The sequence below is a fragment of the Pantoea sp. EKM103V genome (assembly GCF_011800365.1).
GTDB lineage: Bacteria > Pseudomonadota > Gammaproteobacteria > Enterobacterales > Enterobacteriaceae > Pantoea > Pantoea anthophila.
Genome location: NZ_JAALFQ010000009.1, coordinates 75,545 through 100,062 on the forward strand (window position 1 = coordinate 75,545; position 24,518 = coordinate 100,062).

Consider the following 24,518-nt stretch of genomic DNA (forward strand, 5'->3'; position numbering starts at 1 on the left):
CAATGGCTAATATGTTCGCCCTGGTTCTGGCGATAGCGACGCTGATTACTGGCATCGTCTGGGTAATTGATCGTTTCAAATGGGCGCCGGAGCGCCGTGCAAAGCAGGCCGCGGCGCAGGCGCAGACCGGCAACGCACTCGACAGCAAAACGCTGGCGAAGGTCTCTTCACAGCCTGGCTGGGTGGAGACCACCGCCTCTGTTTTCCCGGTGCTGGCCGTGGTGTTCATCGTGCGTTCGTTTATCTACGAACCGTTCCAGATCCCGTCTGGCTCGATGATGCCAACCCTGCTGATCGGTGACTTTATCCTGGTGGAGAAGTTTGCTTACGGGATTAAAGATCCGATCACCCAGACCACGCTGATCCCAACCGGTCAGCCGAAGCGCGGCGATATCGCGGTCTTTAAATACCCGAAAGATCCGAGCCTGGACTACATTAAGCGCGTGATCGGCCTGCCGGGCGATAAAGTCATCTATGATCCTTACAGTAAGACGCTGACGGTGAAACCGGCCTGCGATGAGGGCAAAGCCTGTGACTCTGCGCTGCCGGTGACCTACACCAGCGTTGAGCCAAGCAAGTTTATCCAGACCTTCAGCGGCTTTGATGGCAACGAAACCGGTAACGGTTTTTATCAGGTGCCGCAGGGCGATACCCTGCGCGGCGGACTGCGCCTGGGCACCCGTAAAGAGACCATCGGAAGCGTAACGCATGACATTCTGCTGGTAAACGAAGCGCAGAGTCAGGCAGGCATGTATTATCAGCAGCCGGGCCAGCCCCAAGCGACCTGGGTGGTGCCGAAAGGGCAATACTTCATGATGGGCGACAACCGTGATAACAGCGCCGACAGCCGCTACTGGGGCTTTGTCCCGGAGCGTAACCTGGTCGGTAAAGCGGTCGCTATCTGGATGAGCTTTGAGAAACAGGAAGGCCAGTGGCCAACCGGCGTACGATTCAGTCGTATCGGCGGTATTCACTGATAAAATTGTCTGATTAACAGGCAAAACGGGTGGCCTCCTTTGGGAGGCCACTGCACACCAAACGGAACGTGCTGGAAAGCCAGCCCCGTTTGGTATGCAGAGTCACAGACGCAACAAAGAACTGGAATCGCATGAACCCCATCCTGATTAATAAGCTTCAGCGCAAACTGGGCTACACTTTTACTCATTCGGAACTGTTACAGCAGGCCCTGACACACCGCAGCGCCAGCAGTAAGCACAACGAACGCCTGGAATTTCTTGGCGATTCTATTCTTAGCTATGTGATTGCGAATGCCCTTTATCATCGCTTCCCGCGGGTTGATGAAGGTGACATGAGCCGCATGCGCGCCACGCTGGTGCGCGGCAATACGCTGGCTGAAATGGCGCGCGAATTTGATCTCGGTGAATGCCTGCGCTTAGGGCCGGGCGAGCTGAAAAGCGGCGGCTTCCGCCGCGAATCGATTCTGGCCGATACGGTCGAAGCGTTGATTGGCGGCATCTTCCTCGACAGCAGTATCGAACGGGTAGAGCAGCTGATCCTCGACTGGTATCGGACGCGCCTTGACGAGATCAGTCCGGGCGATAAACAGAAAGATCCCAAAACCCGCCTGCAGGAGTATCTGCAGGGACGACACCTGCCGCTGCCCAGCTATCTGGTGGTGCAGGTGCGTGGCGAAGCCCACGACCAGGAATTCACCATTCACTGTCAGGTGAGTGGCATGGCCGAGCCGGTTGTCGGCGTCGGCTCCAGCCGTCGTAAAGCTGAGCAGGCTGCCGCTGAGCAGGCGCTGATCAAGCTGGGCCTCGAATAGCACTCCGGCATACCGGCGTCTGCGGACGCCGGATGCGCTAAGACACATTGCACTCTTTCGGCGCCGTAGCAGGCGCTGAATAACTCAGGATTCGAATGAGCGAAAACGTTACTTATTGCGGCTTTGTCGCGATTGTTGGCCGACCTAACGTCGGTAAATCCACCTTACTGAACCAGCTGCTGGGGCAGAAGGTGTCGATCACCTCGCGTAAGCCGCAAACCACGCGCCACCGCATCATGGGCATTCACACCGAGGGCGAATATCAGGCGATCTACGTCGATACCCCCGGTCTGCACATGGAAGAGAAGCGCGCGATTAACCGCCTGATGAACCGCGCTGCCAGCAGCTCTATTGGCGACGTGGAGCTGGTGATCTTCGTAGTGGAAGGCACCCGCTGGACGCCAGACGATGAGATGGTATTAGGCAAGCTGCGTGACGGCAAAGTGCCGGTCGTCCTGGCGATCAACAAGGTCGATAATATCCAGGACAAGAGCGTGCTGCTGCCGCATCTGCAGTTCCTGAGCCAGCAGATGAACTTCCTCGACATCGTGCCGATCTCTGCCGAAAGCGGCAAAAACGTCGATACCATTGCGGCGATCACCCGCAAGCATCTGCCCCAGGCCGATCATCACTTCCCGGAAGATTACATTACTGACCGCTCCCAGCGTTTTATGGCGTCTGAAATCATCCGTGAAAAACTGATGCGCTTCCTGGGCGCTGAACTGCCTTATTCCGTCACGGTAGAGATTGAACGCTTCGTGAGCAACGAGCGGGGCGGTTACGATATTAACGGTCTGATTCTGGTCGAGCGCGAAGGGCAGAAGAAGATGGTGATTGGCAACAAAGGAGCCAAAATCAAAACCATCGGCACCGAAGCGCGCAGGGATATGGAAGAGATGTTCGAAGCGAAAGTGCATCTCGAACTGTGGGTGAAAGTGAAATCCGGCTGGGCAGATGACGAACGTGCTCTGCGCAGCCTGGGTTATACAGACGATCTCTGATCTGATGGAAGGCTGGCAACGCGCTTTTGTGCTGCATAGTCGCCCCTTCAGCGAAACCAGCCTGCTGCTCGACCTGTTCAGTGAAAATGAAGGGCGGGTGCGGGTTCTGGCCAAGGGCGCACGTTCCCGGCGCTCACAGCTGAAGGGCGCGTTACAGCCTTTTACCCCCCTGCTGGTTCGCTGGAGCGGGCGGGGTGAAGTCAAAACCCTGCGCAACGCCGAAGCGGTGTCGCTGGCACTGCCGCTCAGCGGCATTACCCTCTACTGCGGTCTCTATGTGAATGAGCTGGTTTCTCGCGTGCTGCAGCAGGAATCGCCTTTCCAGGAACTCTTCTTCGACTACCTTCACTGTCTGCAGGCGCTAGCCTCAACGCACGGCAAGCCCGAACCGGCCCTGCGCCGTTTTGAGCTGGCGCTGCTCGGTCACCTGGGCTATGGCGTCGATTTCCTGCACTGCGCAGGCAGCGGCGAGCCGATCACGGATAACATGACCTACAGCTACCGCGAAGAGCGTGGCTTTATCGCCAGCCTGGTGCTCAATCAGCGCAGCTTTACCGGCCGGGAACTGCGTGCCCTCTATGAACGCGACTTTCCCGATGCAGAGAGCCTGCGCGCCGCGAAGCGTTTTACCCGCATCGCCCTGAAGCCCTATCTGGGCGGCAAGCCGCTGAAGAGTCAGGAGCTGTTTCGCCAGCTTATCCCGAAGAAGAAGCCCGAACAGACAGATGAGTAGCGCTGGTCGTACCGCCTGCTGAGATGGGCGCGGTACACTCAACACCCCGATGGAAAAGAAGTGAGGATAGTCATGGCTGAGTTGCTGTTAGGCGTCAATATCGATCACATTGCCACGGTGCGAAATGCCCGTGGGACAAATTATCCCGATCCGGTGCAGGCGGCGTTTATTGCTGAGCAGGCGGGCGCAGATGGCATCACGGTGCATCTGCGGGAAGATCGCCGCCACATCACTGACCGCGACGTGCGTATTCTGCGCGACACCATCCAGACCCGTATGAATCTGGAGATGGCGGTGACCGATGAGATGATCGGTATCGCCTGCGATATTCAGCCCCATTTCTGCTGCCTGGTGCCGGAAAAGCGTCAGGAAGTCACCACTGAAGGCGGCCTGGATGTGGCAGGGCAGCAGGAGAAGATCACTGCGGCGGTACGACTGCTGAGTGATGCGGGCATTCTGGTGTCGCTGTTTATTGATGCCGACCACCGTCAGATCGAAGCCGCCGTTGCCAGCGGCGCGCCCTATATCGAAATTCACACCGGCGCCTACGCCGAAGCACCGGAAGGGCTGGCGCGCGAGGCGGAACTGGCCCGTATTCGCCACGCCGCGACCTTTGCCGCCAGCCTGGGGCTGAAGGTGAATGCCGGTCACGGCCTGACCTACCACAACGTCCTGCCCATTGCGGCACTGCCGGAGATGCATGAGCTGAATATCGGCCATGCGATTATCGGTCGTGCGGTGATGAGTGGCCTGCCGGAAGCGGTCAGAGAGATGAAACAGCTGCTGCGTGAAGCCCGTCGCTGATGGCTATTCTGGGACTGGGCACGGACATCGTTGAGATCGAACGCATTGCCGGGGTGATTGAGCGCTCCGGCGATCGTCTGGCGCGTCGGGTGCTGAGCGAAGCCGAATGGCAGCAGTATCAGGCCCATCAGCAGCCGGTGCGTTTTCTCGCCAAGCGATTTGCGGTGAAAGAGGCGGCGGCCAAGGCCTTTGGTACCGGCATTCGCGGCGGCCTGGCGTTTAATCAGTTTGAAGTTTACAACGATGCGCTGGGAAAACCGGGATTACGCTTCTTCCAGCACGCGGCGGAAGTGGCACAGCAGCTGGGCGTCAGCCGGGTACACGTGACGCTGGCAGATGAACGTCACTACGCCTGCGCCACGGTGATTATCGAAAACTAGCCGTGCAGCAGCACAAACTTCTCCCACAGCGCATCGCGTGATTCGGTGTGCTGTGGGTTAACGATGATGGTGTTATCGATAGGGCAGACCTGCTGACAGGTTGGCGCCTCATAATGGCCGACACATTCGGTGCAGCGGCTGACATCTATCTCATAGATCGCCTCGCCCAGTGAGATCGCCTGATTCGGGCACTCCGGTTCGCACATATCGCAGTTAATGCATCTGGACGTAATCAATAACGCCATGTTTCCCACCTGATAACAACAGAAAAAGCGCGGGTATTATACGCGCTCCCGCTGATCAGACCAGCTTTTTCACCAGCGCCTCGCTGTGGCGAATGTGGCTGGAGGCGCGCTCCGGATCGTTTTGCACCAGCGCCATAAACAGCAGATCGGTCAGGGCCAGCTGGGCCGTCGTCGAGGAGATCGCCGCGCTGCGGGTACTCTGCTCTTCCGCCACCGTATAGAGGCAGTAACTGGCGCTCTGCTGCAACGTATTCGGGGTAAAGCCGGTAAAGGCGACCACATCCGCACCCACCTCAGCGGCCTCCTGCGCGGCCAGATTGATCTCGCGCCGTTCACCGGTATAGGAGATGGCGAGTAGCACATCGCCCGGCCCCATCGCCTGGACGCTGGCCAGCAGGGCGTGCATATCCTGCTCCGCCACGGCATTGATCCCGATCTTCATCAGCTTCCAGGAGAAGTCTTTTGCCACCAGACCTGACGCCCCAATCCCCACCAGCAGAATACGCCGGGCATTCTTCAGCAGCTGCAGCACATCGTTGAGCTTCTCTTCGCTGTTGATATCCAGCGTGGCGCGGATCGCCGACAGCTTTTCGGTCAGCAGTTTTTCACCCACCATTTTGAGCGGGTCGTCGCTGAGAATATGGTTATGCACCGTGATGGCATCCTTGTCCGCCAGTGACTCACTCAGCGCCAGCTTCAGCGCCGGAAATCCTTTGTATCCCAGCTTCTGCGCAAACTTCACCACGCTCGACTGGCTGACGCCGGACTCCTCCGCCAGCTTCTGCGAGCTGAGATGACGCGCCCTGTCAGGTTGCGACAGTAAAAAATCGGCCAGCCGACGCTCGTTCAGTGCCAGACGTGGATAAAGCTGGCGAATGCGCAGCAATGAACTCATGCCCAATCCTCATCATTCAGGGGATAATCGGAGAAGAATAAACTATTCATCAGGCATTGTAGTCATCGGAATTAAAAATGACACTCATCGCCGTTACGCCTGATGATGGCTACACTACTCTTTATGATTCCGGAACCAGACCCGAAGGAGAGTTGTTTGACCAGGGGAACACAACGTCGCATCGTATTTTTCGACCTGGATGGCACTTTGCACCAGCAGGACATGTTCGGCACCTTTATGCGCTATCTGCTGCGCCGGCGACCACTTAATCTGTTGCTGGTGGTGCCCCTCCTGCCGGTGGTGGGGATCGGCCTGCTGTTTAAAGGCCGGGCGGCCCGCTGGCCCATGAGCCTGCTGCTCTGGTCGATTACCTTTGGCCGTTCAGAGCAGGCATTGCTGCGACTTGAGGCGGAGTTTGCCCGGTGGTTTCGCCAGCGGGTCACCGCCTTTCCGGTGGTGCAGCAGCGCCTGACCGACTACCTCGGCAGTGATGACGCCGATGTCTGGCTGATCACCGGATCGCCTCAGTCGCTGGTGGAGCAGGTCTACTATGACTCCGCCTTTCTGCCGCGCGTGAAGCTGATTGCCAGTCAGATGCGGCGAGGCTGGGGGGGACGGGTGCTGGCCATGCGCTGCCTCGGCCATGAGAAAGTCGCCCAGCTCGAAGAGAAAATCGGCACGCCTTTGCAGCTCTACAGCGGCTACAGCGATAGCAAACAGGATAACCCGCTGCTGTTTTTCTGCCAGCATCGCTGGCGCGTGACACCGGCAGGTGAGCTGCAACAGCTGGAATAAGTTTCGGCACCCGCTATAATGCGCCGCTTTTCTGTCGCCCGGAGTGGTCTGCATGAAACAACAAGATGAATACTGGATGCGCCATGCGCTCAGCCTGGCACGCCGGGCCTGGGAGCAGGGCGAAGTGCCGGTGGGGGCGGTGCTGGTGCAGAATGACCGGGTGATCGGCGAAGGCTGGAACCGGCCCATCGGCCAGCACGATCCCACCGCCCATGCGGAGATCATGGCTCTGCGCCAGGGCGGCAAGGTGCTGGAAAATTACCGTCTGCTGGAAACCACCCTCTATGTGACGCTGGAACCCTGCGTGATGTGCGCCGGAGCGATGGTGCACAGCCGGATCACCCGGCTCGTCTATGGCGCGCACGATCTGAAAAGCGGGGCGGCGGGTTCGCTGCTGGATGTGCTGGGTCACCCCGGTATGAACCATCAGGTTGAGTTAGCGAGCGGCGTGCTGGCGGAGGAGTGTGCTGCGATGCTGAGCGACTTCTTTCGTATGCGTCGCGAAGAGAAAAAAGCGTTGCGTCAGGCGCAACGCCAGAGTTAGTTCATGGCGATCTTCGGTTCCACCGCCGGATAGCCTTTGGCCAGTTCGGCCTCGGCTGCTGCCTCCGCCGCCTGGCGTGCCAGGCGCTTCTCCTGCTCCTGCAGATAGCCCACCAGACTGATCTGATACTTGCGGATGTTCTCCACATAGTTATAGGCCTCATGCCCGCGCGCATAGCCGTAGGTCGTCTGGGTGTAGTAGCGTTTCTGGCTCAGCATCGGTAACCGCAGCTTCACATCTGCCCAGCTGTCCGGATTGCCACCCTGGCGGGCCGTGAGTTTCCGCACATCCAGCATATGGGCGTAGCCCATGTTATAGGCGGCCAGCGCAAACCAGATGCGCTCATCTTCCGGGATGGTCTGTGGCACTTTCGACATCATATCCTGCAGATACTGACTGCCACCGCGAATGCTCTGTTCAGGGTCGGTGCGGTCGCCCACATCCAGGCTCTCTGCGGTGTTGCGCGTCAGCATCATCATGCCGCGCACGCCGGTAGGGGAGGTGGCCTGAGGATTCCAGTGTGACTCCTGATAGGAGATCGCCGCCAGCAGCCGCCAGTCAATGCTGGTGGCGTACTTCTCAAACAGCGGCTTGATGTCGGGCAGCGTGTTGTCGATTGCGCGCAGGAAGGTGCGGGTATCGACATAATCGAAGGTGCCGACGTGGCCGAGATACTTCTCCTCCAGTCGCGCCATCGCGCCTTCTTCACCCATGCCATTAAAGAAGTCCAGCATCGCGGCATTCAGGCTGTCATCGTCGCTGTGCCGCACATACCAGGTGACCGGCTCCTCATCAGTCACGTCGAACGCCACCGCCAGCTGCGGATAGATACGCTGCAGCAGGGCGATGGTGACGGAGTCACCAATGGTGTAGTCGAGCTTGCCGTCTGCCACCGCTTCCAGCAGGGCTTTCGGGCTCTGGTCGGTGGAGATGGCCCAGTCCAGATCGGGGAACTGATTGGAACGGGCACTCTTCAGCGTGGAGAGGTAAGCCGATCCGGACGCGACCGTTAACCGCCCCTTTAAGTCACCGAGGTTTTTGGGGCGAGGCTTATCCACGCGGTAGACCAGCTGCTGCGATACGTTGTAGTAACCCGGCCCGGTCTGATAACGGGTCAGGCGTTCGCTGTTGTAATTCAGGCCTGCGGCCAGCAAATCGGCTTTGCCATCATCCAGGTCATCGAACAGATCGCTCAGGTTAGGGCGCACCGTGACCTTGAGCTTGACGCCCAGATAATCAGCAAAACGTTTTGCCAGCTCATAATCCATACCGGCCGGAGATTGATTGACGGTGTAGTAAGTCAGGGGGGAATTGATGGTACTGACGCGCAGCACTCCCCGTGATTTAATCTGTGAAATCGTGTCCTGCCCACCCCCATACCAGGGAATGGATGGCCACAGCGCTAACGCTAACAGCACGGCAACCAGACCGATAAACAGATAATTAAATTTTAGGCGTTTCAAATAGTTATCTCTCGCTGGCTCTAAGGCCTCTGTCTTTTAAAGGCAGTATTTGTCTTCTTTGAACTCCCAGAGCGAGGGGCATTTTGCGCAACAAAATGACGCTGAGCAACTTTTATAGCAGCTTTTGCGCAAATTTCAGGCAAATCCGTGTCGCCAAAAATTGTGCGCAAACGGTTTCGTCGCGAAGGCGCTTTCTCTATAATACGCCCCGTTTTCCCTGTTGCGCCCAATCAAGCGTCGCCCGGCGCCCTGACGAGAGACTTATGTAATGGAAATTCTGCGTGGTTCGCCCGCCCTGTCGGCATTTCGTGTAAACAAACTGCTGACCCGCTTTCAGGACGCTCATCTGCCGGTGAGTGATATTTACGCCGAGTACATCCATTTTGCTGATGTCAGCACGCCGTTAAGCGCAGACGAACAGAGCCGTCTGCAGCGCCTGCTGAAATATGGTCCCTCTCTTGCTGAACATGCCCCGCAGGGCCGTCTGCTGCTGGTGACCCCGCGTCCCGGTACGATTTCGCCCTGGTCATCCAAAGCCACCGACATCGCCCACAACTGCGGCCTGCCGCAGGTTCGCCGCCTCGAACGCGGCCTGGCCTTTTATGTGCAGGCCCCGCAGCTGACCGAAACGCAGTGGCAGGCGCTGAGCACACTGCTGCATGACCGGATGATGGAAACGGTCTTCAGCGATCTGGCGCAGGCTGAGCAATTATTCGCGCACCATACGCCGCAGCCGGTGAAGAGTGTCGATCTGCTGGGTGAGGGCCGTCAGGCGCTGGTTCAGGCGAACACCACGCTGGGTCTGGCGCTGGCGGATGATGAAATCGACTACCTGGTGACGGCCTTTACCGCGCTGGGGCGCAACCCCAACGACATCGAACTCTATATGTTTGCTCAGGCGAACTCTGAGCACTGCCGTCATAAGATCTTCAACGCCGACTGGATTATCGACGGCGAAAAACAGCCAAAGTCGCTGTTTAAGATGATCAAAAACACGATGGAGCAGACGCCGGACTACGTGCTCTCTGCGTATAAAGATAACGCCGCCGTAATGGAAGGTTCCGAAGTGGGCCGCTTCTTCGCTGACGCCGGAGAGAGCGAATACCGCTGGCATCAGGAAGCGGCGCACATCCTGATGAAGGTGGAAACACACAACCACCCGACGGCCATCTCACCGTGGCCAGGCGCAGCGACCGGTTCCGGTGGCGAAATCCGTGATGAAGGCGCAACCGGACGCGGCTCCAAGCCGAAAGCGGGCCTGGTCGGCTTCTCCGTTTCTAACCTGCGCATCCCGGGCTTTGAGCAGCCGTGGGAAGAGGACTTCGGTAAACCGGCTCGCATCGTCAGCGCGCTGGAGATCATGACCGACGGTCCTCTGGGCGGGGCGGCGTTTAACAACGAATTTGGTCGTCCGGCTCTGAATGGCTACTTCCGTACCTACGAAGAGCAGGTCACCAGCCACAACGGCACCGAACTGCGCGGCTATCACAAGCCGATTATGCTGGCAGGCGGCATCGGTAATATCCGTGCCGACCATGTGCAGAAAGGCGAAATCAGCGTCGGTGCCAAACTGGTGGTGCTGGGCGGCCCGGCCATGAACATCGGTCTGGGCGGCGGTGCCGCGTCATCAATGGCCTCGGGCCAGTCTGATGCTGACCTCGACTTCGCCTCCGTTCAGCGCGATAACCCGGAGATGGAGCGCCGCTGCCAGGAAGTGATCGACCGCTGCTGGCAGCTGGGCGATGAGAACCCGATTCTGTTTATCCACGACGTGGGCGCGGGTGGCCTCTCCAATGCGATGCCAGAGCTGGTCAGCGACGGCGGCCGCGGCGGCCGCTTTAATCTGCGTGACATCCTGAGCGATGAGCCGGGTATGAGCCCGCTGGAAGTGTGGTGCAACGAATCACAGGAACGTTATGTGATGGCCGTGGCCCCGGATCAGCTGGCGCAGTTTGAAGCGATCTGCCAGCGCGAACGTGCCCCGTTTGCGGTGATTGGTGAAGCGACCGAAGAGCTGCACCTGAGCCTGGAAGATTCGCATTTCAATAATAAGCCGATCGACATGCCGCTTGACGTTCTGCTCGGTAAAACGCCGAAGATGACGCGGGATGTGGTAACGCAGCAGGCGCAGGGCAACGCGCTGCAGCGTGACGGCATTACCCTGGTTGATGCGGTCAATCGTGTCCTGCATCTGCCAGCCGTGGCGGAAAAAACCTTCCTGATCACCATCGGTGACCGCAGCGTGACCGGCATGGTGGCGCGCGATCAGATGGTCGGACCGTGGCAGATCCCGGTCGCCAACTGTGCCGTGACCACCGCCAGCCTCGACAGCTATCACGGTGAAGCCTTTGCCCTCGGCGAACGTTCGCCGGTTGCACTGCTCGACTTCGCCGCCTCGGGCCGCCTGGCCGTGGGTGAAGCGCTGACCAACCTGGCGGCAACCCAGATTGGCTCGCTGAAGCGCGTGAAGCTTTCGGCAAACTGGATGTCTGCAGCCGGTCATCCGGGTGAAGATGCCGGTTTATATGCGGCGGTGAAAGCGGTCGGCGAAGAGCTCTGTCCGGCGCTGGGGATAACTATCCCGGTCGGTAAAGATTCGATGTCGATGAAAACCCGCTGGCAGGAAGGCACCGAACAGCGTGAGATGACCTCTCCGCTGTCGCTGGTAATTACCGCGTTTGCCCGGGTCGAAGATGTGCGCCGCACCGTCACGCCGCAGTTGCAGGCCGACCGGGATAACCTGCTGCTGCTGATCGATCTTGGCAATGGGGCAAACACCCTCGGCGCAACCGCGCTGTCTCAGGTCTATCGTCAGCTTGGCGACAAGCCTGCGGACGTGCGCGATGCCACTCAGCTGGCGGGCTTCTTTAACGCCATTCAGGCGCTGGTGGCTGAGCAGAAACTGCTGGCCTACCACGACCGCTCAGACGGGGGCCTGCTGGTGACCCTGGCCGAGATGGCCTTTGCCGGTCACTGCGGCATCGACGTTGACATCGCCGCGCTGGGTAACGATGCGCTGGCCGCACTGTTTACCGAAGAGCTGGGCGCCGTGATCCAGATTGACGCCGCCGATCGTGCTGCGGTTGAGCAGATCCTTGCCGATCACGGCCTTGCCGCCTCAACGCATCTGCTGGGCAGCGCGCAACCGGGCGATCGCTTCGTGATCCGTGCCGGTGAGAGTGCCGTCTACAGCGAAAGCCGGACCACGCTGCGGACCTGGTGGGCAGAAACTACCTGGCAGATGCAGCGCCTGCGTGACAACCCGGCGTGCGCCGATCAGGAGCATGAGGCGAAGAAAAACGACAGCGATCCAGGCCTGAACGTTAATCTGACCTTCGATCCGCAGGAAGATGTGGCGGCACCGATGATCGCCACGGGTGCGCGTCCACGGGTCGCCGTGCTGCGTGAGCAGGGGGTCAACTCCCATGTGGAAATGGCTGCGGCTTTCGACCGGGCCGGATTCACCGCCATTGATGTGCACATGAGCGACCTGCTGGCCGGTCGTCGCGGTCTGGAAGAGTTCCAGGCGCTGGTTGCCTGTGGTGGCTTCTCCTACGGTGACGTGCTGGGCGCTGGCGAGGGCTGGGCGAAATCGATTCTGTTCAACCCGCGCGTGCGTGATGAGTTCGAAACCTTCTTCCACCGTCCGCAGACCCTGGCGCTGGGCGTCTGTAACGGATGCCAGATGATGTCGAATCTGCGTGAGCTGATCCCGGGCAGCGATCTCTGGCCGCGCTTTGTGCGTAACCAGTCTGAGCGCTTCGAAGCCCGCTTCAGCCTGGTCGAAGTGGCCGCCAGTCCGTCACTGCTGCTGGACGGCATGGCTGGCTCGCACATGCCTATCGCGGTTTCCCACGGTGAAGGCTTCGTTGAGGTGCGTGATGCGGCGCATCTGGCCGCGCTGGAATCGAAAGGTCTGGTGGCGCTGCGCTTCGTGGATAACTTCGGCAAGGTGACCGAAACCTATCCGGCTAACCCGAACGGCTCACCAAACGGTATCACGGCCGTGACGAACGAAAGTGGTCGCGTCACCATCATGATGCCGCATCCGGAGCGCGTATTCCGTACCGTCAGCAACTCCTGGCATCCGGCAGAGTGGGGCGAAGACAGCCCGTGGATGCGTATTTTCCGCAACGCGCGCAGACAGCTGGGTTAATCTCATCCGCTGCATTAAAGAGGAGGCCTCCGGGCCTCCTCTTTTTTTGCCCCTGTTGGCAAAAGGCGACAGAGCGGTAAGGAGGGTGTCGCTTTCTGGCGACATCTATCCTGCTGATTTTATTGGGTTGCTGAACAGGGGTGATTTTATGTCGCTTTCGGACGACACTCCGCCCCTGTCATCATCAGACTTTTCGCACGGGGAGGCGGGCTAAGGCAGGCAATATGCTGAAAAATATAATCATTTATTTTCTGGCACGGAACTTGCTATAATCCTGCAGCTGCTCATTCACCTGTTTATGATTGCCCCGCCTGGCGGAAAAGAGCTCATAAAGCCCGAATGACGCACCAAACGGAGCCTGCCGTCCAACTGACCGATAATCGCTTGCGTTATCAAACACCGGACGTAACGTTGAGTAAGGCTCCACCCATTCTTACACGAGGCATTGCGCGTCGTGTCCACGGCAGGCCACTGAGCCTGCCGTTTTCTTTTCTTCCCCTTTCTTCCGTCAGCAGAGTCCGCTAGCATCCTGTCAGCACTCTTTTAAGGAAGCGGCCGCGTGAAAAAATGGCGTTTATTTCCCCGTTCTCTGCGTCAGCTGGTGCTGATGGCTTTCGTGCTGGTGTTGCTGCCTTTACTGGTGCTGGCCTGGCAGGCGTGGGAAAGTCTCTCTGCGCTAAGCGAGCAGGCCGCTGACACCAACCGCAATACGTTTACCGATGTTCGCCGCAGTGAGGCGATGGCGCGCACGGCGGTGGAGCTGGAGCGAAGCTATCGTCAGTATTGCGTGCTGGACGATGCCTCACTGGCCCGCCTCTATCAGACCCAGCACACCCGCTACAGTCAGATGCTGAGTTCACACAGCGCCAGCCTGCCGGAACTGCCCGTCTTTCAGACGCTGCAGGCCACCCTGCCGCTGCTGACGCCACTGAAATGTGACAACGGCAATCCGGTGCCGGTTGCCGCAGAGGCGCTGGATCGCTTTTCTGCCACCAACGCGCAGATGGTGCAGGACACGCGTGAAGTGGTGTTTGCGCGCGGCTTACAGCTGCAGCGCGAAATTGCCGATCGTGGCCAGTTTTTCGGCTGGCAGGCGCTGATTCTGTTTATCATCAGCCTCGCGCTGATGACGCTGTTCACCGGCATGATTATCGGACCGGTCAAGCGTATCGAGCGGATGATCAACCGGCTGGGAGAAGGGCGGGAGCTGGGGAACAGCGTGAAGTTTCGTGGCCCGCGTGAGCTGCGGTCGCTGGGACAGCGCATCGTCTGGCTGAGCGAACGGCTGGCCTGGCTGGAAACGCAGCGCCATGAATTTCTGCGCCATATCTCTCACGAACTGAAAACGCCGCTGGCCAGCCTGCGCGAAGGCACGGAACTGCTGGCGGATGAGGTGGCTGGCTCGCTGAATGCCGATCAGAAAGAGGTGGTCGCTATCCTCGACGGCAGCAGTCGCCATCTGCAACGCCTGATTGAACAGCTGCTTGATTACAACCGCAAACTGGCCGATGGTCCGATTCGGCTGGAGCCGGTCAGCGTGGTGGATGCGGTCGGGTCGGTGGTGAACGCGCATGCACTCTCGGCCCATGCCAGAATGATGCAGACGGTAGTCGACCTCAAAGTCAGTCACTGTCTTGCTGAACCCACGCTTCTGGTGCGGGTCATCGATAACCTCTACTCGAACGCCGTGAACTACGGCAGCGAATCCGGTACCATCTGGCTGCGCAGTCAGCAGCAGGGGGATCGGATCTGGATTGATGTCGCCAACAGCGGCACGCCGATCCCGCCGGAGGAGCAGGCCATGATTTTTGAGCCGTTCTATCAGGGCAGCCAGCAGCGTAAAGGGCCGGTCAAGGGCAGCGGACTGGGTCTGAGCATTGCCAAAGATTGCCTGCGCCGGATGCAGGGCGACCTGACGCTGGTTGCCTGCGAACAGGCGGATGTCTGTTTTCGAATTGAACTGAACACCACAGCCGGGAACGTCTGACTGATGAAATATTTACCCGCTTTGCTGCTGAGCACGCTGGCGACGCTGCTGCTCAGCGGATGCACCACCGCACCGGCCACCTCCTCTCTGCCGTCTGGTCATCAGGTGGCGGAGCCGGAGGTGACGGTCGCTGACTACCTGGCGACCCGCTGTAACGATCTGTGGCCGATAGAGAAGAGCGCGGCGCTGAGCAATCCCCTCTACTGGATGCGGGCGATTGACTGCGCGGAACGCCTCTCTCCCGCCGAAGCGAGAGCCGAAGCCCACCGCTGGCCGGCAGAGAGCTGGTCGCGCGCGTTCAAGCAGGGCGTGCTGATGGCCAATGGCAACGTGACCCCCGTAGAGCGCCGTGACTATGTGGCAACCCTGGATCGCTACAACAGTGATTTTCCGCCGTCCGTGCGCCCGCTGATTCAGCTGTGGCGCAGTAACCAGACCGCGCAGCTTGACCTGAGCGAAGCGCGCACCCGCTATGCGCATCTGCAACAGAGCAGCGACCTTCAGCAGGAGACGCTCCGCCAGCAGATGGTTAAACAGCAGCAGCAGCTCAGCGATACCCAGCATAAGCTGGAGCGGCTGACGGACATTGAGCGTCAGCTCTCCTCGCGCAAAGCCCCGGATGTCTCTGAAAACGGCCACGGCACTGCGCTGCCGCAGGATGAGGAGCAATAATGGTCAGACAAGCGGCAAAACTGCTGCTGGTGGATGACGATCCCAGCCTGCTGAAGCTGCTGGGCATGCGTCTGAGCAGCGAAGGCTATCAGGTCACCACCGCAGCCAGTGGACCAGAGGCGCTGCGCCTGCTGCAGAAAGAGAAGATTGAGCTGGTGATCAGCGATCTGCGCATGGATGAAATGGATGGCCTGGCGCTGTTTGGCGAGATTCAGAAACGCCATACCGGTCTGCCGGTGATTATCCTGACCGCACATGGGTCGATCCCGGATGCGGTTTCCGCTACGCAGCAGGGGGTGTTCAGCTTCCTGACCAAGCCGGTTGATCGCGATGCGCTCTATAAAGCGATTGATGAGGCGCTGGCCCAGCAGGCGCCGGTCAGTGATGACCGCTGGCGGGAGGCGATCGTGACCCGCAGCCCGCTGATGTTAAGGCTGCTGGAGCAGGCCCATATGGTGGCGCAGTCTGACGTCAGCGTGCTGATCAACGGACAGAGCGGCACCGGTAAAGAGATGCTGGCGCAGGCGATCCACGCCGCCAGCCCGCGCAACGGCAAGCCGTTTGTCGCCATTAACTGCGGCGCTCTGCCGGAGCAGCTGCTGGAGTCGGAGCTGTTCGGTCACGCCAAAGGTGCCTTTACCGGCGCGGTCAGCGCCCGCGAAGGGCTGTTCAAAACCGCGGGCGGCGGCACGCTTTTCCTGGATGAGATTGGAGACATGCCGCAACCCTTGCAGGTCAAGCTGCTGCGGGTGTTGCAGGAGCGTAAGGTCAGGCCGCTGGGCAGCGATCATGACAGCGAGATCGACGTGCGCATTATCTCCGCCACCCACCGCGATCTGCCGAAGGCGATGGAGAAAAAAGAGTTTCGCGAGGATCTCTTCTATCGTCTCAATGTGGTGAACCTGAAAATTCCGGCGCTGCATGAGCGCACCGAAGATATTCCGTTGCTGGCTAATCATCTGCTGCGTCAGGCTGCGGAACGCCATAAACCGCAGGTGCGCAGTTTTTCAGTCGATGCGATGAAGCGTCTGATGGCCGCCAGCTGGCCTGGCAACGTGCGTCAGCTGGTTAACGTGATTGAGCAGTGCGTGGCGCTGAGTTCATCGCCGGTCATCAGCGATGCGCTGGTGGAGCAGGCGTTAAGCGGAGAAAATAGTGCGCTGCCCACCTTTGCCGAGGCGCGCAATCAGTTTGAGCTGAACTATCTGCGTAAGCTGCTGCAGATGACGAAGGGCAACGTGACCAACGCCGCGCGACTGGCTGGACGCAACCGCACGGAGTTCTATAAGCTGCTCTCCCGTCATGAGCTGGATGCCAGTGATTTCAAAGAGTAGGGCAGGCTGAGACGGGCGAGCGGCAGGTTGCCTGCTGAGGCGCGGATCGTTGCCGGGCAGTCTCCCGGCGCTGACAGCGCTTGCGGCAACCTGAAGAATCCCGGATATTAGCGCCCGACAGCGCCAGCAACATTTATACTTGATAAACCCTCTGACCATGGAGGGAGTGAAAAAGGGTCTGACATGAAAAAGATTGATGCGATTATCAAACCATTCAAGCTCGATGATGTTCGTGAAGCCTTAGCGGAAGTGGGCATCACCGGGATGACCGTGAGTGAGGTTAAAGGCTTTGGTCGCCAGAAAGGGCACACCGAGCTGTATCGCGGCGCAGAGTATATGGTCGACTTTTTGCCGAAAGTGAAGATCGAGATGGTGGTGGGCGACGATATCGTTGATACCTGCGTCGAGACCATTATGCGCACGGCGCAGACCGGCAAAATCGGTGACGGTAAAATCTTTGTCTTTGACGTTGCGCGCGTGGTGCGAATCCGTACCGGCGAAGAGGATGAAGAGGCAATCTGATGCCCTCCTGCGCCTTGCGTGTATCTGCTGCTGCCAGCATTACCCTGCATCGTTCAACAGATTAAGCCCGCGCTGCGGGCTTTTTCACGCTTATTACATGCCTTTATGCGGGCCAAAGAGCTCGTAATGAATGCGAATGTCTGCCACGCCGGCATCCCGCAGCTGCGCCACCACGTGCTCCATAAAAGCCAGCGGACCGCAGAGATAGAAGTGGGTGGCGGGTGAGGCCAGGCGTGCAGAGAGAGCGGTGAGATCCATCACGCCCTGAGCCTCATAGTGCCCGGCATCCTCAGCTGCGGGCTCGCGATACCAGACCCGGTGGGTGAAATCGGCCAGCTGTGCGCCTGTCGCGGCCACTTCATTGCGGAACGCATGCTGTCTGCCGTTCTCTGCCGCGTGCAGCCAGCTGACCGGCGCGCGATGATGACCGGCGGCCAGCGCATGCAGCATCGCCAGCATCGGCGTCTGGCCCACGCCCGCGGAGATCAGCGCCACCGGCGTAGCAGGCGTCACCTCAAGGAAGAAATCCCCGTGCGGCGCAGTCAGCTGCAGCACATCACCTTCGCAGGCATGCTGATGCAGCCAGCCGGAGACGCTGCCCGCGGCTTCACGTTTCACCGCGATACGGTAATCTCTGCCGTTGCTGAGGTGAGTAAGCGAATACTGACGGATCTGACGATGGTCGAAACAGGCGGGCTGCAGATGAACGGTCAGATACTGACCCGGTTTAAAGGCCGCTACCGGCCCTCCGCCAACCGGCGTCAGGGTAAAGCTTTTGATCACCTCGCTCTGCTGTGCAATCGCGCTGATGCGAAACGCACGGGTGCCGCGCCAGCCACCGCGCTGGTTCTCTGTCGCCTGATAAATCTCCTCCTCACGCTGAATGAACAGATCCGCCAGCACGCCATAGGCCCGTCCCCACGCGGCCAGCGCCTCTTCACCCGGGTTCAGCAACTCGCGCAGCGTTGCCAGCAGATTCTCCCCGACGATAGCGTACTGCGCAGGCTGAATATTCAGGCTGGTGTGCTTCTGCGCAATCTTCTCTACGGCGGGCAGCAGCACGGCCAGATTCTCCAGATTCGCGCCATAGGCGCAGATAGCGTTAAACAGGGCTTCGCGCTGAGCACCGTTGCGCTGATTGTTCATGTTGAAGACGTTTTTCAGCTCAGGGTGGCGGGTCAGCATGCGTTCGTAAAAGTGCGCGGTCAGCTTCGGACCGCAGGCGGCGACGGCAGGGAGGGTCGATTTAACAGCGGCGATTGTCTGTGCATCAAGCATATCAGTGACCTCATTTTAAAGTTGCATTTTAAATGCATCTTAATGCCGTCTCGCTTCTGCTGTAAACCCGCCGGTCAGTTTTCACCAACTGCCGGTGGCAACTTTTACGTGCATTTGGAAAAAAGCGCCTGTTATCAGACGCGGAATCGGCGGGCCGGAGAGGGGAGAAAAGGTGTAAAAAAGCAGTGCCACCCGCCAGCCAATCGTTTGCGTAAAAAGAGACGGTTCACCCTACCTTCACCTGTTAAAACGGTTTACACTGTGGGCCTTCGCTCCCAGAGGGGGCAAATACCGTCAGAAAGTTAGCTGAGTCAGGAGATCCGGATGTTAAAGCGTGATATGAACATTGCCGATTATGATGCCGAGTTGTGGCAGGCGATGGAGCAGGAGAAAGTGCGTCAGGAAGAGCACATTGAACTGATTGCTTCTGAAAACTACACCAGCCCGCGTGTTATGCAGGCGCAGGGTTCTCAGCTCACCAACAAATACGCTGAAGGCTATCCGGGTAAACGCTACTACGGCGGTTGTGAATACGTTGATATCGTTGAGCAGCTGGCGATCGATCGCGCAAAAGCGCTGTTTGGTGCCGACTACGCTAACGTGCAGCCTCACTCCGGTTCACAGGCAAACTTCGCCGTCTACACCGCGCTGCTGCAGCCGGGCGACACCATCCTTGGGATGAACCTGGCGCACGGTGGACACCTGACTCACGGCTCACCGGTTAACCTCTCCGGCAAACTCTATAACGTGGTTGCTTACGGCATCGATGAAACCGGTAAAATCGACTATGACGAGCTGGCTGAACTGGCGCAGACCCACAAGCCAAAAATGATCGTGGGCGGCTTCTCTGCCTACTCCGGCGTCTGCGACTGGGCAAAAATGCGTGAAATCGCCGACAGCGTCGGTGCCTGGCTGTTCGTCGACATGGCGCACGTTGCCGGTCTGGTCGCGGCTGAGGTCTATCCGAGCCCGGTTCCGCATGCGCACATCGTCACCTCCACCACCCACAAAACCCTGGCGGGTCCGCGTGGCGGCATCATTCTGGCGAAAAACGGCGACGAAGATTTCTACAAAAAGCTGAACTCTGCGGTCTTCCCGGGCGGTCAGGGTGGTCCTCTGATGCACGTTATCGCCGGTAAAGCGGTAGCCTTCAAAGAGGCGATGGAGCCGGAGTTCAAAACCTACCAGCAGCAGGTGGCAAAAAACGCCAAAGCGATGGTAGAGGTGCTGATTGAGCGCGGTTACGACATCGTCTCTGGCGGAACCCATAACCATCTGTTCCTGATCGATCTGGTGAGCAAAAACATGACCGGTAAAGAAGCGGATGCCGCACTGGGCCGTGCCAACATCACCGTCAACAAAAACAGCGTGCCAAACGATCCGAAGAGCCCGTTTGTCACCTCGGGTATCCGTATCGGTACCCCGGCCGTCACGCGTCGTGGCTTTAAAGAAGCAGACGTGCGTGAACTGGCAGGCTGGATCGCGGACGTGCTGGACAACGTCAACGACGAAGCGACCATTGAGCGCACGAAGCAGAAAGTACTGGAAATCTGCGGTCGTCTGCCGGTCTACGCTTAATCGCTAACCTGTTGTAAGACACCACAAAAAGGATGGCATCTGCCATCCTTTTTTATTGCCTGTCCGGTGGCGCTCTGCCAGAGTAGCGCCCACCTGTGCTGCAAGGCAGCAAACCTGCCGGAGGGAATATGGCAATCGGCTCCGCCAGATGGCTCGGACTGGGCTACTTCACTTACTTCTTCTGTTACGGCATCTACCTGCCATTCTGGGGCGTGTGGCTGAAAGGCACCGGTCTGGATGCAGAAAAAATCGGCCTGCTGCTGGGCTGTGGCATGGTGGCGCGCTTTGTCGGCAGCCTGCTTATCGCGTCTCAGGTCAGAAATCCTGCCCGGCTGATCACGGCGCTGCGCCTGCTGGCCCTGATGACCTGCCTGTTCATCATCGGATTCTGGGTGGGTGAGCAGTGGATGTGGCTGATGGCGGTGATGATTGGCTTCAACCTCTTTTTCTCCCCGCTGGTGCCGCTCAGCGATGCGCTGGCCGCCACCTGGACACGGCAGATTGGTCTGGCTTATGGACCGGTGCGACTGTGGGGATCGCTGGCCTTTGTGCTCAGCTCGGCGTTAACCGGTGTGCTGGTCAGCGCCTGGACCTCCCAGGCGATTCTGCTGCTGCTGTCGCTGGGCGCGGTCAGTATGCTGGCCGGCATGATGCTGACCCCCGTCACGCAGCCACAGGGCGATGAGCGTCAGGGCGCCGCAGGTGGGGGCTGGCAGGCGTGGCGGGCGCTGCTGCGTGAGAACGCGGTCTGGCGGTTCATGCTCTGCGTGACGCTGCTGCAGGGCGCGCACGCCGCCTATTACGGCTTCAGTGCTATCTGGTGGCAGGAGAGCGGCTACTCCGCCTCGACGGTGGGCTATCTCTGGTCGCTGGGCGTGGTGGCGGAAGTCGTGGTCTTTGCCCTGAGCAACCGCCTGTTCCGTCGCTGGAGCGCCCGGGATCTGCTGCTGCTTTCAGGCATCTGCGCGCTAATCCGCTGGAGCCTGATGGGAGCCACCACCGCACTGCCGCTGCTGATTGTGGCGCAGATCCTCCACTGTGGCAGCTTCACCGTCTGTCATCTGGCGGCGATGCGCTTTATTGCGGCGCGGCAGGGAGCCGAAGTGATCCGCCTGCAGTCGCTCTACTCCGCCCTGGCAATGGGCGGCGGGATAGCGATAATGACCATGATCTGTGGCGTGCTGTTTACCCATCTGCAGGGCCACCTTTTCTGGGTCATGGCGCTGGTGGCGCTGCCCGCCCTGTTCCTTCGTCCCGGCTACGACTCCAGTAAATAACGAATACGCTGCTGATGGTGTAACGTCAGCGGCAGTTCGGCGTGCACCAGCGGCGGCGAGAAGAGAGGCAGCGAAGTAGGGTAGGGCGAGATGATGATATCGACATCACGCGGTGCGCCCTCCTGCTGAAACTGTCTGATATCCTGATAGGTAATATTGATCGGCAGCAGTGTGATCTCGCGGATCTGCTGCTCCACATCCTGCTCCAGCTGCGTATCATCCCCCGTCAGAATCAGCACCTGCTTCTCCTGCAACGCACTCTCTTGCATCAGCCAGGCACCGAAGATAATGGTCATTAAACTCACCTCTTCCGGCGTAAAAGCGACGCTGTAGTGCTGTTCAAACGGCTGTAAGGCCTGCTGGGTGGTGCGCAGCAGACGGGGATAGAGGCGGCTGACATCCAGCGCGACGCTGTTGTCGATACCGATATGGAAGTGGGTGCGCTCCAGCGCCTGGGCCAGATGCGGGTAGAGCTGGTTCAGCAACCCGTCGCGGTCAGCAAAGGTAACACCGGCGCACTGTTCAAAGTCATTGATCAACTGTTGCGTCGCCGTCATTAACTGCTGCTCGGCAGGATGATGAATGGCATGGGTCAGCGGCGTATGGATCTGGCTGAAGAGCAGCGTCCAGAAATCCGCTTCACTGATCGGCGGGGCCAGGTGGCAGCGTTTGCGCCAGTGGTGAATCACATCCTCGGCGGCCTGCCGCTCTGCCTTATGCAGCAGCCAGTGACGCTGCGCCTCACTGAACAGCACCGGCTGGCGCTCGCATAAGCCATATTTCATAAAAATCTGCAGAAAAAGGCGGTCGCGCTCGCTGAAATCCCGCTTCAGGCGCAGGCCGCAGTGCTGGATCAGTGCCTGCAGATTGGTCTCATCCCACAGCGCTTTCTCAATCTTCATCACCTTCAGGCGCTGGCGCAGCGGGGCGGCAAAATGCGCGCAGACAAACTCCTGCGACAGACGCAGACTGCGCCGCAGGTTGTGCAGCAGACAGAGTCGCCGATTCAGCTCTGTGCCATGAAGACGAAAACTGCCGTCCACCATCTGGTGCAATTCCAGCTGGTGATATCGCTGTATCTCATGACCGACATCCGCGATATCCTGTCGGGCAACGGCAGGATCGACGCCATTAAGCTGGCAGACTTTCTCAAGTGTGAGCGCGGATGATGGCAGAAACAGCAGCAATAAAAGGTGGCACTGACGCTGTGAACGGGTGAAGAGTGGTGCCAAAGGGGTAGCAGAACTCATCAATCAGATTTCCAGCAGGCTATTTTGAGCTAAGAATAGTCAACCGCGTCAGCGCCTGTGCGCTTTGCGCAGTTTATTTGCCGGAGGTTTAAGGCGGGTCACAAAATTTTGTTACTTATAGATTCTTTTCATCGGGAACGTTACTTTATAACATTATGAAACGCGCACTTCTGACCTTACTGATGGCACTAAGTCCGGCTGTCGTGGCTCACCCTCACAGTTTCATCGACATGAAAACCGCGCTGGTGGCACAGGGTGACACCTTTACCGGTTTAAAGATGACCTGGACCATGGATGAAATCACCTCCGCCGATCTGCTTTATGATGCAGGCGACGCCAGACCAGGCAGCGTGGTGTGGAAAAAGCTTGCGGCGGGCGTGATGGCTAACGTTCTTGGCCAGCACTACTTTTCTGAAGTCTGGCATAACAAACAGCGGGTAAAGTTTTTGAATCTGCCAACGGAATATAATCTGTCACGCAATGGCCACAAGGCGGTGCTCGAATTTATTCTGCCGCTGGCGGAGCCGCCGACGCTGACCGGACAGCACTTTGAGATCCTGACCTTCGATCCCACTTACTTCGTCGATATGTTCTATGACAATCCCGGCGCCTTAACGCTGCCGCCTGCACTGCAGGGGCGCTGCCGCTTTACCCTGACAACACCGAAACCCAATGATTCGCTGAAGCAGTATGCGCTGTCGCTGGATAAAGCCGATGCCCCCGCAGAGGAGATGGATCTGGGCCGCCAGTTTGCTCAGACGGTGGGGCTGACATGTCAGTAATGTCCACACCGGAACGGGGATCGCGGCTCTGGCCACTCTGGCTGATGGCGGCGCTGCTGCTGAGCGGCGGACTGCTGGTCTGGATCTACTGGTCACAGATTCTGCTGCAGAGCGTGTTGTGGCAGAAAGATCTGCACCGGCAGATGACGCAGCTGTTGCAGCAGGTGGCTGAGCAACCCCATCAGGCGGGTCTGTCGCTGGTGATTTTCAGCCTGCTGTATGGCGTGCTGCATGCGCTGGGGCCGGGCCACGGAAAAGTGGTGATCGCCACCTTTCTGGCGACCCATCCTGCCAGAGTGAAAACCAGTATCAGGCTGACGCTGCTCGCCTCACTGTTGCAGGGCTCGGTAGCTATCGGGCTGGTGACGGTGATGCTGGTCATACTGCAAACCTCGTCGCGCCAGCTGCACCTCAGCAGTTTCTGGCTGGAGAAGGGCAGCTATCTGCTGGTGATCGGTCTGGGTGTGCTGATGGGCTATCGGGCGCTGCGTGCCCTGTGGCGGGCTTTGCGTCCCCGGCCTGCGCCACTGTTTCGCGCCTTCCAGCCCCATCATCAGCATGATGCGCAGTGTGGATGCGGACATGCGCACCTGCCGACACCGCAGCAGATGCAGGGAAGTGTCAGCCTGAAAACTCAGCTGCTGGTCGTGGTGTCGATGGGATTACGCCCCTGTTCCGGCGCGATCATGATGCTGCTGTTTGCCAAAGTGATCGGCGTGTATGGCTGGGGCGTGCTCTCGGCTGCGGTGATGGCGCTCGGCACGGCCCTCACCATTTCCGCCATAGGCGTGCTGGTTCAGCAGGCGCGCTCGGTGGCGCAACGGCTGGCGCAGCCCCGCGAAACGGCGGGCAGGGCGCGGCTGCTTATCCCGCTGCTGACCCTGACCGGCAGTCTGATTTTAATCGTCGCGGGTCTCGCCCTGTGGCAATCAGCCCAGCTGACGCTGGGCGGTGGCATCCGGCCTTTCTGAATTAAAAACGCAGCGGGAATAAAATAGCCGCTGCGTTTTTCTCTTCGCTAATCCGCTTTAGA

The 24,518-nt window shown here is 59.0% G+C and carries 22 protein-coding genes; 17 read left to right on the forward strand and 5 right to left on the reverse strand.

The features are described from left to right. Positions 1 to 2 precede the first annotated feature (2 nt). The 6 genes from lepB to acpS all read left to right on the forward strand — a co-directional run bounded on the left by lepB (position 3) and on the right by acpS (position 4,707). A complete protein-coding gene (gene lepB, locus HFD97_RS16860; RefSeq protein WP_009088659.1) occupies positions 3 to 977 on the forward strand; it encodes a signal peptidase I in 975 nt (324 codons plus the stop codon). A 131-nt stretch (positions 978 to 1,108) separates the two neighbouring features. Continuing rightward, positions 1,109 to 1,789: a ribonuclease III gene (gene rnc / locus HFD97_RS16865; protein WP_009088661.1), complete on the forward strand. Its 681-nt coding sequence runs from the start codon at positions 1,109 to 1,111 to the stop codon at positions 1,787 to 1,789. Positions 1,790 to 1,884: 95 nt separating this feature from the next. Further along, positions 1,885 to 2,790 (forward strand): GTPase Era, encoded by a 906-nt coding sequence (gene era, locus HFD97_RS16870; protein ID WP_009088664.1) that lies wholly within the window; start codon positions 1,885 to 1,887, stop codon positions 2,788 to 2,790. A 4-nt stretch (positions 2,791 to 2,794) separates the two neighbouring features. After that, positions 2,795 to 3,523 (forward strand): DNA repair protein RecO, encoded by a 729-nt coding sequence (gene recO, locus HFD97_RS16875; protein ID WP_167431533.1) that lies wholly within the window; start codon positions 2,795 to 2,797, stop codon positions 3,521 to 3,523. Between the two features lie 72 nt (positions 3,524 to 3,595). Continuing rightward, the gene (gene pdxJ / locus HFD97_RS16880; protein ID WP_009088667.1) at positions 3,596 to 4,327 is read left to right on the forward strand and encodes a pyridoxine 5'-phosphate synthase; all 732 of its coding nucleotides are present in this window, start codon (positions 3,596 to 3,598) and stop codon (positions 4,325 to 4,327) included. After that, positions 4,327 to 4,707, forward strand: coding sequence for a holo-ACP synthase (gene acpS / locus HFD97_RS16885; RefSeq protein ID WP_009088670.1), 381 nt, complete (start codon positions 4,327 to 4,329; stop codon positions 4,705 to 4,707). The genes pdxJ and acpS overlap by 1 nt, the downstream gene beginning before the upstream one ends. Here acpS and HFD97_RS16890 read toward each other — a convergent pair. Both HFD97_RS16890 and HFD97_RS16895 read right to left on the reverse strand, forming a co-directional pair. Beyond that, positions 4,704 to 4,952, reverse strand: a complete 249-nt coding sequence (locus HFD97_RS16890) for a YfhL family 4Fe-4S dicluster ferredoxin (RefSeq protein ID WP_009088672.1) — start codon at positions 4,950 to 4,952, stop codon at positions 4,704 to 4,706. The genes acpS and HFD97_RS16890 overlap by 4 nt on opposite strands. Positions 4,953 to 5,007: 55 nt before the next feature. Beyond that, complete coding sequence (locus HFD97_RS16895) at positions 5,008 to 5,847, reverse strand: MurR/RpiR family transcriptional regulator (RefSeq protein WP_009088675.1); 840 nt, start codon at positions 5,845 to 5,847, stop codon at positions 5,008 to 5,010. 156 nt (positions 5,848 to 6,003) lie between these two features. On the opposite strand from HFD97_RS16895, the gene yfhb reads away from it, so the two are divergent. Continuing rightward, positions 6,004 to 6,642, forward strand: a complete 639-nt coding sequence (gene yfhb / locus HFD97_RS16900; RefSeq protein ID WP_140029715.1) for a phosphatidylglycerophosphatase C — start codon at positions 6,004 to 6,006, stop codon at positions 6,640 to 6,642. Positions 6,643 to 6,694: 52 nt separating this feature from the next. Further along, the gene (gene tadA / locus HFD97_RS16905; protein ID WP_009088680.1) at positions 6,695 to 7,186 is read left to right on the forward strand and encodes a tRNA adenosine(34) deaminase TadA; all 492 of its coding nucleotides are present in this window, start codon (positions 6,695 to 6,697) and stop codon (positions 7,184 to 7,186) included. On the opposite strand, the gene mltF is transcribed toward tadA, so the two are convergent. Continuing rightward, positions 7,183 to 8,649 carry a membrane-bound lytic murein transglycosylase MltF gene (gene mltF, locus HFD97_RS16910; RefSeq protein ID WP_167431273.1) on the reverse strand — a complete coding sequence of 489 codons (1,467 nt, stop codon included), beginning with the start codon at positions 8,647 to 8,649 and terminating at the stop codon, positions 7,183 to 7,185. The genes tadA and mltF overlap by 4 nt on opposite strands. 268 nt (positions 8,650 to 8,917) lie before the next feature. Between mltF and purL the strand changes: the two genes are divergently transcribed. From purL to glnB, 5 genes are all read left to right on the forward strand, one after another. Continuing rightward, complete coding sequence (gene purL / locus HFD97_RS16915) at positions 8,918 to 12,805, forward strand: phosphoribosylformylglycinamidine synthase (RefSeq protein WP_167431274.1); 3,888 nt, start codon at positions 8,918 to 8,920, stop codon at positions 12,803 to 12,805. Between the two features lie 559 nt (positions 12,806 to 13,364). After that, a complete protein-coding gene (locus HFD97_RS16920) occupies positions 13,365 to 14,792 on the forward strand; it encodes a HAMP domain-containing sensor histidine kinase (RefSeq protein ID WP_009088686.1) in 1,428 nt (475 codons plus the stop codon). Positions 14,793 to 14,795: 3 nt separating this feature from the next. Beyond that, positions 14,796 to 15,464 (forward strand): two-component system QseEF-associated lipoprotein QseG, encoded by a 669-nt coding sequence (gene qseG, locus HFD97_RS16925; protein ID WP_009088688.1) that lies wholly within the window; start codon positions 14,796 to 14,798, stop codon positions 15,462 to 15,464. Further along, positions 15,464 to 16,798, forward strand: a complete 1,335-nt coding sequence (gene glrR, locus HFD97_RS16930) for a two-component system response regulator GlrR (RefSeq protein ID WP_009088690.1) — start codon at positions 15,464 to 15,466, stop codon at positions 16,796 to 16,798. The genes qseG and glrR overlap by 1 nt, the downstream gene beginning before the upstream one ends. 183 nt (positions 16,799 to 16,981) lie before the next feature. Further along, complete coding sequence (gene glnB / locus HFD97_RS16935) at positions 16,982 to 17,320, forward strand: nitrogen regulatory protein P-II (RefSeq protein WP_003848647.1); 339 nt, start codon at positions 16,982 to 16,984, stop codon at positions 17,318 to 17,320. A gap of 93 nt (positions 17,321 to 17,413) precedes the next feature. Here glnB and hmpA read toward each other — a convergent pair whose 3' ends face one another. Then, positions 17,414 to 18,598, reverse strand: a complete 1,185-nt coding sequence (hmpA, locus tag HFD97_RS16940; protein WP_167431275.1) for an NO-inducible flavohemoprotein — start codon at positions 18,596 to 18,598, stop codon at positions 17,414 to 17,416. A 324-nt stretch (positions 18,599 to 18,922) separates the two neighbouring features. Between hmpA and glyA the strand changes: the two genes are divergently transcribed. Both glyA and HFD97_RS16950 read left to right on the forward strand, forming a co-directional pair. Further along, complete coding sequence (glyA, locus tag HFD97_RS16945; protein WP_009088694.1) at positions 18,923 to 20,176, forward strand: serine hydroxymethyltransferase; 1,254 nt, start codon at positions 18,923 to 18,925, stop codon at positions 20,174 to 20,176. Positions 20,177 to 20,304: 128 nt separating this feature from the next. Then, positions 20,305 to 21,453: a 3-phenylpropionate MFS transporter gene (locus HFD97_RS16950; RefSeq protein ID WP_167431276.1), complete on the forward strand. Its 1,149-nt coding sequence runs from the start codon at positions 20,305 to 20,307 to the stop codon at positions 21,451 to 21,453. On the opposite strand, the gene csiE is transcribed toward HFD97_RS16950, so the two are convergent. Then, positions 21,435 to 22,703 (reverse strand): stationary phase inducible protein CsiE, encoded by a 1,269-nt coding sequence (gene csiE / locus HFD97_RS16955; protein ID WP_009088698.1) that lies wholly within the window; start codon positions 22,701 to 22,703, stop codon positions 21,435 to 21,437. The genes HFD97_RS16950 and csiE overlap by 19 nt on opposite strands. Positions 22,704 to 22,858: 155 nt before the next feature. Here csiE and HFD97_RS16960 point away from each other — a divergent pair, with 155 nt between their 5' ends. Both HFD97_RS16960 and HFD97_RS16965 read left to right on the forward strand, forming a co-directional pair. After that, positions 22,859 to 23,485, forward strand: coding sequence for a DUF1007 family protein (locus tag HFD97_RS16960; RefSeq protein WP_009088701.1), 627 nt, complete (start codon positions 22,859 to 22,861; stop codon positions 23,483 to 23,485). Beyond that, positions 23,476 to 24,456 (forward strand): nickel/cobalt transporter, encoded by a 981-nt coding sequence (locus tag HFD97_RS16965; protein ID WP_167431277.1) that lies wholly within the window; start codon positions 23,476 to 23,478, stop codon positions 24,454 to 24,456. The genes HFD97_RS16960 and HFD97_RS16965 overlap by 10 nt, the downstream gene beginning before the upstream one ends. Positions 24,457 to 24,518: the final 62 nt, after the last annotated feature.

Coding starts and splice junctions, on each gene's coding strand:
- lepB (WP_009088659.1), top strand. CDS start 3: ATGGCTAATATGTTCGCCCTGGTTCTGGCGATAGCGACGCTGATTACT.
- rnc (WP_009088661.1), top strand. CDS start 1,109: ATGAACCCCATCCTGATTAATAAGCTTCAGCGCAAACTGGGCTACACT.
- era (WP_009088664.1), top strand. CDS start 1,885: ATGAGCGAAAACGTTACTTATTGCGGCTTTGTCGCGATTGTTGGCCGA.
- recO (WP_167431533.1), top strand. CDS start 2,795: ATGGAAGGCTGGCAACGCGCTTTTGTGCTGCATAGTCGCCCCTTCAGC.
- pdxJ (WP_009088667.1), top strand. CDS start 3,596: ATGGCTGAGTTGCTGTTAGGCGTCAATATCGATCACATTGCCACGGTG.
- acpS (WP_009088670.1), top strand. CDS start 4,327: ATGGCTATTCTGGGACTGGGCACGGACATCGTTGAGATCGAACGCATT.
- HFD97_RS16890 (WP_009088672.1), bottom strand. CDS start 4,952: ATGGCGTTATTGATTACGTCCAGATGCATTAACTGCGATATGTGCGAA.
- HFD97_RS16895 (WP_009088675.1), bottom strand. CDS start 5,847: ATGAGTTCATTGCTGCGCATTCGCCAGCTTTATCCACGTCTGGCACTG.
- tadA (WP_009088680.1), top strand. CDS start 6,695: ATGAAACAACAAGATGAATACTGGATGCGCCATGCGCTCAGCCTGGCA.
- purL (WP_167431274.1), top strand. CDS start 8,918: ATGGAAATTCTGCGTGGTTCGCCCGCCCTGTCGGCATTTCGTGTAAAC.
- qseG (WP_009088688.1), top strand. CDS start 14,796: ATGAAATATTTACCCGCTTTGCTGCTGAGCACGCTGGCGACGCTGCTG.
- glrR (WP_009088690.1), top strand. CDS start 15,464: ATGGTCAGACAAGCGGCAAAACTGCTGCTGGTGGATGACGATCCCAGC.
- glnB (WP_003848647.1), top strand. CDS start 16,982: ATGAAAAAGATTGATGCGATTATCAAACCATTCAAGCTCGATGATGTT.
- hmpA (WP_167431275.1), bottom strand. CDS start 18,598: ATGCTTGATGCACAGACAATCGCCGCTGTTAAATCGACCCTCCCTGCC.
- glyA (WP_009088694.1), top strand. CDS start 18,923: ATGTTAAAGCGTGATATGAACATTGCCGATTATGATGCCGAGTTGTGG.
- HFD97_RS16950 (WP_167431276.1), top strand. CDS start 20,305: ATGGCAATCGGCTCCGCCAGATGGCTCGGACTGGGCTACTTCACTTAC.
- csiE (WP_009088698.1), bottom strand. CDS start 22,703: ATGAGTTCTGCTACCCCTTTGGCACCACTCTTCACCCGTTCACAGCGT.
- HFD97_RS16960 (WP_009088701.1), top strand. CDS start 22,859: ATGAAACGCGCACTTCTGACCTTACTGATGGCACTAAGTCCGGCTGTC.
- HFD97_RS16965 (WP_167431277.1), top strand. CDS start 23,476: ATGTCAGTAATGTCCACACCGGAACGGGGATCGCGGCTCTGGCCACTC.